This is a genomic window from Halogeometricum sp. S3BR5-2, from assembly GCF_031624635.1.
Taxonomy (GTDB): Archaea; Halobacteriota; Halobacteria; order Halobacteriales; family Haloferacaceae; genus Halogeometricum; species Halogeometricum luteum.
In genome coordinates this window covers 792915-806162 of the sequence record NZ_JAMQOQ010000001.1, presented here as the reverse complement: position 1 = coordinate 806162, position 13248 = coordinate 792915, and the positions used below count along the sequence as shown (strand labels likewise).

Sequence of the window (13248 nt, the reverse complement as noted above, 5' to 3'; positions counted from 1 at the left end):
CTCCTCGCGAAGCGTAACTGCCATACCCGTCGGCGGAGTCGGGTCGGGTATGTACGAGGCGGTCCACGCCCACCCCGACGGCGACAGCACCGCGGCGCGGTTCGCCGCGACGGCCGCGAGGCAGGGGTACGACGGCGTGGTCGTCCGCGCCGACGACGCCCGACCGGAGTACGGGGAGTTGGACGGAGCCGACTGCGACGTGGTCGACGGCGTCGAAATCGTCGCCGACGGCCCCGAACAGGCCAGCGGCGCGGTGGGGAACTTCCGACCCGACCGGACCGTCGTGCTCGTCCGCGGCGGGACCGACCGGCTGAACCGCTTCGCCGTCGAGCAGGACCGCGTAGACGTCCTCTCCCGACCGTTCGCGGGCGACGTCGACGGACGCGGTCCGTCGGGCCATCAGACACGGTCCGGTGACGGCGACGTGAATCACGTGCTGGCGAAGGCCGCGAAACGAAACGGCGTCCGCATCGAGTTCGACCTCGGCCCCGCCCTCCGGGCGACCGGCGGACACCGCGTCCGGCACCTCGACGACCTGCGGAAACTGAAGCGCATCCTCGACCACTACGACGCGCCGTACGTCGTCAGCGCGAACGCCCGGTCGCATCTCGAACTCCGCGCCCCGCGAGAACTCGCGGCGGTGGGGGAGGAAATCGGACTCGGCGCCGAGTGGGTCCGGGAGGGCCTCGCGGAGTGGAAACGAATCGCCGCCCGGAACCGCGAGCGACTGTCCGAGTCGTTCATAGCCCCGGGTGTCGAACGTGGTCGGTATGAAGAAGACGATTGAGGAACACGCCGACCGCTTCTCGTCCATCGCCGCCGACTACGACGAGTCGCAGGACTCCGAGGAGTACCGCGCCTGCGCGAGCCTCGTGGTCGAACACGCCGCGCCGACCGCCGAGGACGTCGTCTTGGACCTCGGGACGGGGACGGGGGCTATCGCCTTGGCCCTCGCGCCGAAGGCCAAGCGCGTCGTCGGCCGCGACATCAGCGAGGGGATGCTCGAACGGGCGCGGGAGAAGGCTGAGGCGGAGGGTATCACGAACGTCGAGTTCGGCGAGGGCCGCTTCCGCGACCCGAACTACGACGGCGAAGTGGACGTGGTCGTCTCGAACTTCGCGATGCACCACCTCTCCGACGAGGAGAAACGCGAGGCCATCGCGGTCATCGCGGACCTCGACCCCGACCGGTTCGTCCTGGGCGACGTGATGTTCTTCGGGGAACCGGACCCCGAAGAACCGTTCTACAGCCCCGAGGTGGACGACCCGGCGACGGTCGGGGAACTCGCGGACGCCCTCACCGACGAGGGGTTCGTGCTCACCGCCGTCGAACGCGTCCACGACCAGGTCGGCGTCCTCGTGGCCGAGCGATTCGGCGACGCGGGCGACCGCATCTCCGTCGAAGAGTGAGCTGAGAGAACGATGAAACACCTCCCAAAGCACCTCCAACCGCGGTGGCGCTACCTCGCCGTCGAGGTGGAGTCGTGGCCCGACGCCCGCATCGACAGGGGGGACTTCCAGCGCGAACTGTGGTACGCCGCGCAGAACCTCTACGGCGACGCGGGGAGCGCCGCGGCCGACCTGACGGTGCTCTCCTTCTCGTTCGCCGACGGCGACGGCGAGACGGTGGTCCGGGCGTACCGCGGGACGGAAGGCCGGGCGCGGGCGGCCTTGGCCTGCATCTCCGAGGTGAACGGGTCGCCCGTCGGCGTCCGGGTCGCCGGCGTCTCCGGGACGGTGCGCGCCTGTGAAGAAAGGTATTTAGGACGCCGGGCCGGAAACTCGGAACAGAGAGACGTCGCGTTCGAGAACGAGTCGCGGTCCGCCGTCGTCCGTGGTTCACGGGTCGACGTTCGCGGGACGGGCGGCTTCGTCGGCGCGACGCAACTCGATTTCGAGTGATAACTTATGCAGGGACAAGCCCAACAGCAGGCATACGACCGCGGGATCACCATCTTCTCGCCCGACGGTCGTCTCTACCAAGTAGAGTACGCGCGTGAAGCAGTCAAGCGAGGCACGGCGAGCATCGGCGTCCGCACCTCCGAGGGCGTCGTTCTCGCCGCGGACAAGCGGTCGCGCTCGCCGCTCATGGAACCGACGAGCGTCGAGAAGATCCACAAGGCCGACGACCACATCGGCATCGCCTCGGCCGGCCACGTCGCCGACGCGCGCCAACTCATCGACTTCGCCCGGCGGCAGGCGCAGGTCAACCGCCTCCGCTACGGCGAACCCATCGGCATCGAGACGCTGACGAAGAACGTCACCGACCACATCCAGCAGTACACGCAGGTCGGCGGCGCCCGCCCGTTCGGAGTCGCCCTCCTCATCGGCGGCATCGAGAACGGCACGCCGCGCCTGTACGAGACGGACCCCTCCGGGACGCCGTACGAGTGGAAGGCCGTCTCCATCGGCGCCGACCGCGGCGACCTTCAGGACTACCTCGAGGAGAACTACCGCGAGGACCTCACCCTCGACGAGGGCATCGGCCTCGCCCTCCGCGCCATCGCCTCGACGAACGACGACGAACTCGACGCCGGCGGCGTCGACGTCGGCACCGTCTCCGGCGAAACCGAGAAGTTCGTCGAACTGACGAACGACGAGATTTCGGAGTACATCGCCGAGAACGACCTCGAACCCGCGGAAGACGACGGCGAGGACGGCGACGGCGACGAGACGGCGGAGTAACGCCCCGCCGACGCGCCGCGGAGCGACGACCACCCGCCGCGTCCCGCGGTTTCGGGCTCCCTTTTCGGACTTCGTAGACCGCTCAGAGCCGTCTGTACCGTCCGCGCATCGCACCGGACCCGACCGACCGCGAGCGATGCGACTTCCGGTCTCCTTTCGCTCCGCGAGAAAACGACCGAGCGCGTCGCCTCAGTACTCCTCGTACGCGAGGTTCATCAGCCACTGCGAGAACGCGTTGCTGTTGGGGTTGACCTCCTCCTCGCCGATGAACGGCGACAGCATGTCGCCGGCCATCAGCATCGCGAAGTCGAGGTCGCGGGCCGTGGGTTCGAGGTAGTAGGTGTTGTGTCCGTTGTACACCGTGTCCTCGCGTTCGATGAGGTCGAGTTCGAACAGACGCTCGGCGATTCGGCTCCCCTTCCGGGAGGTGATGTCCAGTTCCTTCCAGAAGTCGCTCTGATGGATGCCGCCGCTCTCCCGGATGAGTTCGAGTCCCGCGCGTTCGTCCTCCGAGAGATTGGCCTCGGCCTCGCCTGCGCTCATGTACGAGGGGTCGCCCGCGACCCGTTTAAACCTGACTTTCGACCCGCTCGTAGGGCGTCTCGCAGGGCGGCCCGGGGGCGAAGTCGTAGTCGGCGCCGCCGTCGGCCCACAGCGTGATGAGCGACGACGAGCGAGTGCCGTAGCGGCCCTCCGGGTCGTGGACGCAGACGCCGTACTCGTGGTCGCCGAGCACCGACGCCGCCCGGTCGCGCCACGCCTCGGGGGACTCCGCCTTCGGAAGCAACGCCTCGCGCACGCGCCGAGCGTTGTCGGCCTGCTTCCGCCCCGCTTCGGGTCGCGCCGCGGGTTCGAAGAAGTCGCCGTCGTAGCCGACGTTGACGACGACGTGGACGCCCGGGTCGAGTCGCGTCGTCCGGAGCGACCCGTCCCACTCGAAGACGAACGCGTCGGCGGCGTCGGCGACGACGAGGTTGAAGCCGTCGTAGACGTCCGCCTCGACGGCGGATTCGACCGTCTCGCGGGCGGCCGCTGCGCTCTCGGCGCGGAGGGCGTCGACGACCAACTGACCGCGAGAGCGCTCGCCGCCGCCCGCGACGTCGACCCACCGGTTGGTGATTCCGACGAAGACGCCGCGGTCGTTGTAGCCGACCCACGTCCCGCCCGCCTCGCTATCTCCGGGGGCGACGAACGCCGGGTCGCCGTCGACGACGCCCGGCGGCGTCGAGGGTCGGTCCAGCGCCTCGTCGCGGTTGGCGGCGACGACGACGGGCGCCGCGTCGAACGCCTGCCACGCGATGGTCAGAGTGCACACGGGACTCGTCTAGGGGCGGCGGCGAGAAAACGGTTCGGCGGCCTTGCATGCAATCTGAAGTAGTTTTGCGAAAAGGCACTGTATGGGCAAGGTTCCGAATATACCCTACATCGACGACCTTGAAAGAGCCAAAAATCACCCGCAGAACAATGCCAGTGATGAGGATATTGACTCTCTCATCGAGCAGATTTCAGAGTTAAAAGATACCGATGGATGGGAGGTTGATAGAATTATTGGTGATTTAGATAAGCTTCGGTACATGGTTACGGCCAATTACGAAGACCTAGAAGAGGCACTTAGTGATTTCAAAAATAGCAACGAATCAATTACTAGTGATCAGTCTAAGCGTTTAGCGTGGGACGTTGTCAGATATCTGATTAATTTTGTAGCTGTAACAAAAGCGCTTTCCGAACATCTTGTTGGTGGTAATATGAATATGAGGAATCAAGAGCCACTACTATGCCAACTTGAGAAATTAGAATCTGGTAGTGGGATAATCAGTGACTTTGAGGCAAAAGAGGAAAATCTAGAACTTCACTACTATAGATCATTCTTCAACAACTTACGAGATATTTATTTACACGAGGCTTATCTTCCTCCCCGTTCAAAACACACATTCCAATTACACCCAGAAGATACTCCAGAAAAAGACGTTATAATAAAACGCGATAGGTTACAACCAGAGAATCAGAATTGGTGGGATAGTCCGTCTCAATACTATCTCTACAACATCCAGAGGAGTGACATGAGTATCTCCGATAGCTGTGCAAATTACCATGAGCTACTCGTGGAATTATTAGATTGGCTAAGTACTGAGATTAGAAATAGGTTTCAGACCGAGCTGAATGAGCTTACTAACCAGGGAGAGTCTATTGAACAAAGACACAAACATTTGGATTTGCCGTGAGTGAATTCAGACTGATTGGGGATTGAATTAAATCCTATGAAAGTCGTAGGACTACTCCTCGAACTGTCCGGAGTCCCGCGTCGCCAGCGCCACGTTCACGGCGGTGACGTTCTCGGGGACGTCGTGGACGCGGACGATGTCGGCGCCGCGGTCCGCCGCGAGGGCCGACGCCGCGGCGGTGGCGACGGGGTTGTCGCCCGCGTCCGCTCCCACGAGTTCGAACATCGACTTGTGCGAGTGGCCGAACAGCAGCGGACAGCCGAGGGCGTCGAACTCCCCTAATCTGTCGAGTATCTTGAAGTTCTCCGCCTTCGACTTGCCGAAGCCGATGCCGGGGTCGACGATGACGTTCTCGCGCGGGACGCCCGCCTTCTCCGCGAGGAGGATGCGCTCTCCGAGTTCGTCGATGACGTCGTCGACCACGTCGTCGTAGTCGACGTCTTTGCCGGGCACGACGGGCGCGTCGATGCTGTGCATCACGATGACCGGCACGTCGCGTTCGGCGGCGAGAAAGCGCATCTCCGGGTCTTCGAGACCGGTCACGTCGTTGAGGATGTCGGCGCCCGCGTCGAGGGCCGCCTCGCCGACGGTCGCCTTCCTGGTGTCCACGGAGAGAAGCGCGTCCACGTCGGCCAAGGCTTCGATGACGGGGACGATGCGGCGAATCTCCTCGTCGACGGGCACCTCCTCCGCGCCGGGTCGGGTGGATTCCCCGCCGATGTCGATGATATCCGCTCCCGCTTCCACCATCGCCTCGGCGCGTTCGAGGGCGGCGGTCGTGTCGTAGAACTCGCCGCCGTCGTGGAAACTGTCCGGCGTGACGTTCAGGATGCCCATCACCGCCGTGCCGTCGTTCCACGGGTACTCCGAGTCGGTCGCGCTGCCTCCCTCTTCGGCGTCGAGGCCGACCCGCGCCCGTACGTCCGCGGCGACGTCGGGCAACCCGTACGGCGCGTCGGCGAGTCGCTCGGTCAGCCCCTCGAACTCCGAGCGCGTTCCCGACAACACCGCCCGAGCGAGTTCGCCGTCGCCGGCGTCCGCCGAGACGGCGCAGTCGCCGCCGGCCTCCAGCATCGCCATCTCCGCGGTGCGCGCCTGCCGGCGCTGGAGGGGGAGCGTGACGGTGCGGTGGACGACGTCCTCGCCCGCCGCGGCGGCCTCCGCGCGTTCGACGTGCGCGCGTTCGAGCACCCGGTCGGCGTCCGAGCGGTCGCGGACGTCCACCGGCGTCACGACGCGCGTCCACGTCGCGCGCGCCTCCGCGACGAGGAAGAGCGACCCGAGGGCGAGCACGCAGTCGCCCTCGTCGGCGCGTTCGCGGGCCGACGCGAGCGCCGAGGCCACGTCGTTCCCGACGGTCACCTCCCCGACGCCGGCGTCCTCGAACACGCGGGCGAGCACCTCGGGGTCCTCCGAGCGGGGGTTGTTCGGCCGGCAGGTGACGACGGAGTCCGGGTCGGGAAGGGCCTCGACCATCTCGCGGTGGTCCTTGTCGTGCATCGCGCCGAAGACGAGGTGCAGGTCTTCGGCGTCGAAGTCGTCGAAGACGGTGGCGAGGGACTCGCAGGCGCCGGGGTTGTGCGCGCCGTCGAGGACGACGTAGGGGTCGGTCTCCATCACCTCGAAGCGACCGGGCCAGTGGGCGGTCCGCAGGCCGCGTTCGAGCGTCCCGGCGTCGAGTTCGGCTCCGACGCCGAGTTCGTCGGCCACCTGTCGAGCGAGCACGCAGGCGATGCCGGCGTTCTCCGCCTGATAGGCGCCGAGCAGCGGGACCCGTCCCTCGACGCGCCAGTCGCCGCCGGCGACGCTGACGGCGGACTCCTGGTGGTTCACGCGTCCCTTCGAGCGCACGGTCACGTCCGGCGCCTCGGCGTCGGCCCCGGAGGACTCTCTCGTCCCCTCCGCGCCGACGGTGACGACGTTCCCGACCCGTTCGCGGATAGTCGAGAGCGCGGCGCCCGTCGCGCCGGTCACGAGCGGTCGGCCCGCGGGGGCGACGGCGGCCTTCTTCTCGGCTATCGCTTCCACCGTATCGCCGAGGACGGCCGTGTGTTCGAGCGAGACGTTCGTCACCGCGGCGGCGACGGGGTCGACGACGCTCGTCGCGTCCATCTTCCCGCCCATGCCGACTTCGAGGACGGCCACGTCAACGTCGGCCTCGGCGAAGTACCAGACCGACAGCGCCGTCATCACCTCGAAGAACGTGAGCGGGTCGCCGTCGGCGGCCCGTCCGACCAGCCACGGTTTCGCGCGTTCGACGAACTCACAGACCGCCGCCTCGGGTATCTTCCGCCCGTCGACCTGGATTCGCTCGCGCAGCGTCTCGAAGTGCGGCGACGTGTAGAGACCCGCGCTCAGTCCGGCCTCCCGGAGGGCCGACTCGGTCATCCGGGCCGTGCTCCCCTTGCCGTTCGACCCCGCCACCTGCACGAACGCCACGTCCTCCTGCGGGTCGTCGAACTCGGCGAGGAGCGCCCGAACCGACGCCGTCCCCGGTTTGACCTGGAACCGGCGGAGGTCGAAGAGAAAGCCCACCGCCTCGTGGTACTGCATACGCGCACGTCACGAGCGTCTCGCTTAGGAGTGTCGAACCGGCCCACTTCTGCGGGGAACTCCGGACGGATATTAATTATCGAGGGCGACTAAGTCCCCCTCGATGTACGACTCGATTCTGGTTCCGACGGACGGCAGCGAGGGGACGGAGAAAGCGCTCGAACACGCTCTCGAAGTCGCCTCCCTCTCGGGGGCGACGGTCCACGTGCTCTCGGTCGTGGACCGACGGCTCTACCTGGCGGCGAGCGACGACCAGAAGGACGAACTGCGGGAGTCGCTGCACGAGGACGCCGAGGCCGCCGTCGACGACGTGGCCGAGACGGTCCGAGGGGCGGACGCGGAGTGCGTCACCGCCGTCCGCGACGGCGTCCCGTACAAATGCATCCTCGACTACGCCGAGGAGGCGGACGTGGACCTCGTGGTGATGGGGACGCACGGCCGAACGGGTCGGGACAAACTGGCGAGTCTCGGCAGCGTCACGGAGCGGGTGGTCGAGAACACCGACCGGCCCATCCTCGTGGTGAGCATCGGCGAGGAGTGACTCGGGTTCCCTCGCCTGCGCTCAGTCGTGTCTGAACGACCGAAAGACTCGCCGGCCTCGTCTTTCGAGACTCAGACGCTCCATCACCACGTTCAGTCGTGTCTGAACGACCGCCGGCCTGTGAACGCCATCGCGACGCCGCGTTCGTCCGCGGCGGCGATGACGTCCTCGTCGTTCACGGAGCCGCCGGGTTGGATGACGGCCTCGACGCCGGCGTCGGCGGCCTCCTCGATGCCGTCCGGGAACGGGAAGAACGCGTCCGAGGCCATTACGGTCCCTTCGGGACCCTTGCCCTCGGCGTGCTCTTCGGCCTTCATCGCCGCGAGGCGGACGGCGTCGACGCGAGAGACCTGTCCCATGCCGATACCGACGGTTTCCGTCCCGTCGGCGAACAGGATGCCGTTGGACTTCACGTGTTTGAGCACCTTCCACGCGAACAGCATCGTCTCCAGTTGCTCGTCCGTGGGTTCGGTCTCGGTGACGACCTCCAAGTCGTCGACGGTCGGCGCCCACAGGTCTCGCTCCTGCACGAGTCGACCGCCGACGAGCGGTTTCTCGGTGAGTCGATCCGTCCGTTCGCCGAGTTCGCCCACGTCGAGGACGCGGAGGTTCTCCTTGCCGGTCAGCACGTCGAGGGCGGCGTCGGTGTAGCCCGGCGCGACGACGACCTCCTTGAACGAGTCGACGACGAGTTCGGCCGTCTCGGCGTCGCACTCGCGGTTGAGGGCGACGATGCCGCCGAAGGCGCTCATCGCGTCCGTCGAGAGGGCGTCCTCGTACGCTTCCGCCAGCGAGTCCGCGGTGGCGCACCCGGCGGGGTTGGTGTGTTTGATGACCGCCGCGGCGGGTTCGTCGAACTCCTTGATGAGGTTGAGGGCGCCGTCGGCGTCGTTGTAGTTGTTGTACGACAGCGCCTTCGCGCCCTCGTTCAGTTGGGCGGCGCGGACGACGGAGGCCTCCTCGCAGGCGTCGTCGGCGTAGACGGCGGCGTCCTGGTGGGGGTTCTCCCCGTAGCGGAGTTCGGCGGCCTTGTCGTCGGAGACGAGGCGACGCTCGGGGAAGTCGCCGCCGCGGTCGCCGTCGACGGTCACCGTCCCGTCCTCGACGTCGACGCGGCCCTCGGCGAACCAACGGACCGCGCGCGGGTACGCCGTGAACTCCCCCTCGCGGAGGACGCGCGCCTTGAGGGAGTCCTCGTCGTCGTCCTCGTAGACGGGGACGGCCTCCTGCGTGACGATGGGGCCGGCGTCGACCTCCTCGGTGACGACGTGTACCGTACAGCCGGTGGTGCGGACGCCGGCGTCGAGCACCTGTTCGTGGGCGTCCATGCCGGGGAACGAGGGGAGCAGGGAGGGGTGGACGTTGAGCGTCGTCGGCGCCTCCTCGACGAACGCCTCGGTGAGGATGCGCATGTAGCCGTCGAGGCAGACGAGGTCGAAGTCGTACCCCGAGAGGCGTTCGAGAACGCGGCGCTCGTGGGCCTCGCGGGACTCCTCGGCGTCGCGTTCGACGACCTCCGTGGGAACCCCCCGCTCGGAGGCGGCGTCGAGGACGGGCGCCCCCTCCTCGTTCGCGAGGACGACGGCGAGTTCCGCCCCGCCGGGCGCTCGCTCGTCGATGTGCAGGAGGTTCCGCCCGCGATTGCTCGCCAGACCGGCGATCTTGGTCATGTCTGGAGTGCCTCGGGCCGGGAGAAAAACAGTTGCGGTCTTCAGCGCCGAAGTGTACACGTTCGAGTACACAAACGGCGCTGTGAGCGCGCGGACACCCGAAATGTATGCACGGGAGTGGGATAGTCCATCGACACGCTTTTGCGGCGTCCGGCGGCATCCTCGCGCATGGACGACCTCTCCCGCTCGGACCCGCTCGCCGCCGTGTCGCCGTTGGACGGTCGATACGCCGGCCGAACCGAACCGCTCGTCCCGTACGCCAGCGAGGCGGCCCTCATGCGCGCCCGCGTCCGCGTCGAGGCCGAGTACCTCCTCGCCCTCGCGGACCTCGACGCGACGCCGCTGTCGCTCTCCGAGTCGGAGCGCGAGGCGGTTCGCGGCCTCTACGAGGAGTTCGACGGCGAGGACGCCCGCCTCGTCAAGCGCCTCGAAACCGAGGGCGCGGCGGGGTACTCGGCCACGAATCACGACGTGAAAGCCGTCGAGTACTTCGTCCGGACGGAGACGGACGACCGGGTCCACCCGTGGATTCACTTCGGGCTCACCTCGGAGGACGTGAACAACCTCGCGCAGCGTCTGCTCGCCAAGCCGGCCGTGGAGAAGGTGCTCGTCCCTGCGGTGGAGGAGGTGCGCGACGAACTCGCGGACCTCGCGCGGGAGCACCGCGCGACGCCGATGCTCGCGCGGACGCACGGTCAGCCCGCGACGCCGACGACGTTCGGGAAAGAGATGGCCGTCTACGCCGCCCGACTCGGCACGCAACTCGGCCGGGTGAAGGAGGCGACGGACGCGCTCTCGGGGAAACTCGCGGGCGCGTCGGGGACGTACGCGGCGCACGTCGCCGCCTACCCCGAGGTGGACTGGCGGGCGTTCTCGAAGCAGTTCGTCGAGAGCCTCGGCCTCGAACACGCCGCGCTGACGACGCAGGTGAACCCCTGCGACGACCTCGCCACCGTGTTCGACGCCCTCCGCGGCGTCGACAACGTCCTCCTCGATTTGGACCGCGACGTGTGGCTGTACGTCTCGCAGAAGTATCTGGGACAGGAGACCACCGAGGGCGAGACGGGGTCCTCGACGATGCCGCACAAGGTGAACCCCATCGACTTCGAAAACAGCGAAGGAAACCTCTCGAAGGCCAACTCCGACCTCACCTTCCTCGCGGACTACGTGACGAACTCCCGCCTCCAGCGTGACCTCTCGGACTCGACGGTCAAGCGGAACGTCGGGTCGGCGTTCGCGCACTGCCTCATCGGTTACGGGAAGACGGCGGCGGGTCTGGAGAAGGTCGTCCCGAACGAGCGCGTCATGCGCGAGGAACTGGAGGCGCACCCCGAACTCATCGGCGAGGCGGTCCAGACCATCCTCCGGCGCGAGGGCGACACCGAGGCGTACGAACGGGTGAAGGAACTCACGCGCGGGCGCGCGGTGACGCTCGGAGACTTCCGCGACCTGTTCGACGAACTCGACGTCGACGAGTCGGTGCGGGAGGAGTTGCGGACGCTGTCGCCGGCGACGTACGTCGGTCTCGGCGAGGAACTCGTGGACGAACTGTAGGATAGTTCGAAACGCGCGGAGCCCCGAACAGCGGAGACGGGAGCGGGCGGAGATGCGACACGTCCGGCGAGCGCCGACTCGGGCTAGAATTCCTGTGACGCCACGGGCCGGCGCGGCGCGGCCCTCACCGCTCGCCTCCCTTTACTCATCATAGAATAAATCTTTTGGTGGCTGGGGTCGTAGCGTGCGACATGAGAGCAATCGCAGTGAAACAGGGCGAGAACCGGCCGGTCCTCGTGGACAAGCCGCGCCCGACGCCGTCGACGGGTGAGGCCCTCGTTCGCACCCTCTCCGTCGGCGTCGACGGTACCGACCACGAGGTCATCGCGGGCGGGCACGGCGGGTTCCCCGACGGGGAGGACCACCTCGTCCTCGGCCACGAGGCGGTCGGCGTCGTCGAGGACCCGAACGGCACCCGGTTCGAGGCGGGCGACGTGGTCGTCCCGACGGTCCGACGGCCGCCGAACGGCGAGAACGAGTACTTCGAGCGCGGCGAACCCGACATGGCACCCGAGGGGATGTACCACGAGCGCGGCATCCTCGGCGCGCACGGGTTCATGGCGGAGTACTTCGTCAGCGACGAGGAGTTCCTCGTGGAGGTTCCGGCGTCGCTCGCGGACCTCGGCTTCCTCGTCGAACCGATATCCATCGCCGAGAAGGCGGTCGAACTCGCGTACGCCTCCCGGTCGAGTTTCACGTGGGAACCGGAAGCGGGGGCCGTCCTCGGCAACGGGAGCCTCGGACTGTTGACGCTCGCGCTCCTGCGGGACAAGTTCGGCTACGAACGTCTGTACTGTCTCGGCCGCCGGGACCGGCCCGACGCGACAATCGACATCATCGAGGAACTGGAAGCGACGTACGTCGACTCCCGGAAGACGCCCGCCGATGCGATGCCGGAGGCGTTCGAGCCGATGGACTTCGTCTTCGAGGCGACGGGCTACGCGAAACACGCCTTCGAGAGCGTCCACGCCCTCGCGCCGAACGGCGTCGCGGCGCTGCTCGGCGTCCCCGGCCCGTGGGAGTTCGAGATAGACGGCGGGTCGCTGCACAACGAACTCGTCATGCAGAACAAGGCGCTCGTCGGGAGCGTCAACTCCCACGTCAGCCACTTCGAGTCGGCCGTCGACACGCTGGCCGAACTCCCCCCGTGGTTCACGGACGCGTTGGTCACGAACGTGTACGGCCTCGACGACTTCGCGTCGGCGTTCGACGACGACGATACCACTATAAAAACAGCCGTTCAATTCGATACGTATGAAGAACGTCGATGATCTCATCGAGAGCGCGGCAGAACTCGCGGACCGCGGGTTGTCGAAGGGGGAAATCGCCGACGAACTGAACGTCTCCCGCGAGACGGCCAGTTGGCTCGTCGACCGAAGCGGCGCGTCGAGCCCCGAGCGGACGGCGGCCACCGCCCCCGAGGCGAGCGGACCGCAGGACATTCACGTCGACTGGAGCGCCATCGGCCGCGACTCCAAGCGCATGGGGTACGTCGCGCGCGCGATGTCGGACCTGCTGGAGGGGGAGGGCGACGACGTCGACCTCACCATCGGCATCGAGAAGGCGGGGGCGCCGTTGGCCACCGTCGTCGCGCAGGAACTCGACACGGACCTCGGGACGTACGCGCCCGCGAAGCACCAGTGGGAGGAGGGCGACATCGACGAACTCGGCGGGTCGTTCTCGCGGAACTTCTCGCAGATACGCGACCGGCAGTGCTACGTCGTCGACGACACCGTCACCTCGGGGACGACGATGCGAGAGACCATCGACGCCATCCGCGAGGAGGGCGGCCGGCCCGTCGCCTGCGTCGTCATCGTCGACAAGCAGGGCCTCGAAGAGATAGACGACGTCCCGGTCTACTCGCTCATCGACGTGGTCGGCGTCGGTCGGGAGTAGGCACGGCGCCTCTCGGCGTCCCGCGTCCCGCGTCACTCGCCGTTCGCCGTTCGCCGTTCGCTGCCCGCCGGCCACCGTCCGTCGTCCGCCGCGGGACACCGAACACGGGACGCCGACGACGCAACCCA

13 protein-coding genes are annotated in these 13248 nt (G+C 67.2%); 9 read left to right on the top strand and 4 right to left on the bottom strand.

What is annotated here, in order from left to right:
• Positions 1-49: 49 nt before the first annotated feature.
• The 4 genes from NDI79_RS04165 to psmA are packed head-to-tail and all read left to right on the top strand — an operon-like array spanning position 50 to position 2684.
• A complete protein-coding gene (locus NDI79_RS04165; protein WP_310927182.1) occupies positions 50-787 on the top strand; it encodes an RNase P subunit p30 family protein in 738 nt (245 codons plus the stop codon).
• Positions 771-1409 (top strand): class I SAM-dependent methyltransferase, encoded by a 639-nt coding sequence (locus NDI79_RS04160; protein ID WP_310927181.1) that lies wholly within the window; start codon positions 771-773, stop codon positions 1407-1409. The genes NDI79_RS04165 and NDI79_RS04160 overlap by 17 nt, the downstream gene beginning before the upstream one ends.
• A gap of 12 nt (positions 1410-1421) precedes the next feature.
• A complete protein-coding gene (locus NDI79_RS04155) occupies positions 1422-1901 on the top strand; it encodes an Rpp14/Pop5 family protein (RefSeq protein ID WP_310927180.1) in 480 nt (159 codons plus the stop codon).
• A gap of 6 nt (positions 1902-1907) precedes the next feature.
• Positions 1908-2684 carry an archaeal proteasome endopeptidase complex subunit alpha gene (gene psmA / locus NDI79_RS04150; RefSeq protein WP_310927179.1) on the top strand — a complete coding sequence of 259 codons (777 nt, stop codon included), beginning with the start codon at positions 1908-1910 and terminating at the stop codon, positions 2682-2684.
• Between the two features lie 189 nt (positions 2685-2873).
• Here psmA and NDI79_RS04145 read toward each other — a convergent pair whose 3' ends face one another.
• Together NDI79_RS04145 and NDI79_RS04140 are read right to left on the bottom strand one after the other, a co-directional pair.
• Positions 2874-3227 carry a helix-turn-helix transcriptional regulator gene (locus tag NDI79_RS04145; protein WP_310927178.1) on the bottom strand — a complete coding sequence of 118 codons (354 nt, stop codon included), beginning with the start codon at positions 3225-3227 and terminating at the stop codon, positions 2874-2876.
• A 25-nt stretch (positions 3228-3252) separates the two neighbouring features.
• On the bottom strand, positions 3253-3999 hold the full coding sequence (locus NDI79_RS04140; protein ID WP_310927177.1) for an NRDE family protein: 747 nt from the start codon (positions 3997-3999) through the stop codon (positions 3253-3255).
• A gap of 82 nt (positions 4000-4081) precedes the next feature.
• Between NDI79_RS04140 and NDI79_RS04135 the strand changes: the two genes are divergently transcribed.
• Positions 4082-4906, top strand: a complete 825-nt coding sequence (locus NDI79_RS04135; RefSeq protein WP_310927176.1) for a hypothetical protein — start codon at positions 4082-4084, stop codon at positions 4904-4906.
• A gap of 51 nt (positions 4907-4957) precedes the next feature.
• Here the strand turns inward: NDI79_RS04135 and folP are convergent, their stop codons facing one another.
• Entirely contained in the window at positions 4958-7459 is a 2502-nt protein-coding gene (gene folP / locus NDI79_RS04130; protein WP_310927175.1) for a dihydropteroate synthase, read from the bottom strand.
• A gap of 103 nt (positions 7460-7562) precedes the next feature.
• Here folP and NDI79_RS04125 point away from each other — a divergent pair, with 103 nt between their 5' ends.
• Positions 7563-8000, top strand: coding sequence for a universal stress protein (locus tag NDI79_RS04125; protein WP_310927174.1), 438 nt, complete (start codon positions 7563-7565; stop codon positions 7998-8000).
• A gap of 92 nt (positions 8001-8092) precedes the next feature.
• Here the strand turns inward: NDI79_RS04125 and purH are convergent, their stop codons facing one another.
• Complete coding sequence (purH, locus tag NDI79_RS04120) at positions 8093-9670, bottom strand: bifunctional phosphoribosylaminoimidazolecarboxamide formyltransferase/IMP cyclohydrolase (RefSeq protein ID WP_310927173.1); 1578 nt, start codon at positions 9668-9670, stop codon at positions 8093-8095.
• A 168-nt stretch (positions 9671-9838) separates the two neighbouring features.
• On the opposite strand from purH, the gene purB reads away from it, so the two are divergent.
• From purB to gfcR, 3 genes are all read left to right on the top strand, one after another.
• Entirely contained in the window at positions 9839-11224 is a 1386-nt protein-coding gene (gene purB / locus NDI79_RS04115) for an adenylosuccinate lyase (RefSeq protein WP_310927172.1), read from the top strand.
• A gap of 191 nt (positions 11225-11415) precedes the next feature.
• Positions 11416-12495, top strand: a complete 1080-nt coding sequence (locus tag NDI79_RS04110; RefSeq protein WP_310927171.1) for a glucose 1-dehydrogenase — start codon at positions 11416-11418, stop codon at positions 12493-12495.
• Positions 12479-13120, top strand: a complete 642-nt coding sequence (gene gfcR / locus NDI79_RS04105) for a transcriptional regulator GfcR (protein WP_310927170.1) — start codon at positions 12479-12481, stop codon at positions 13118-13120. Before NDI79_RS04110 ends, gfcR begins: the two co-directional genes overlap by 17 nt.
• The last annotated feature ends 128 nt before the right edge of the window (positions 13121-13248 follow it).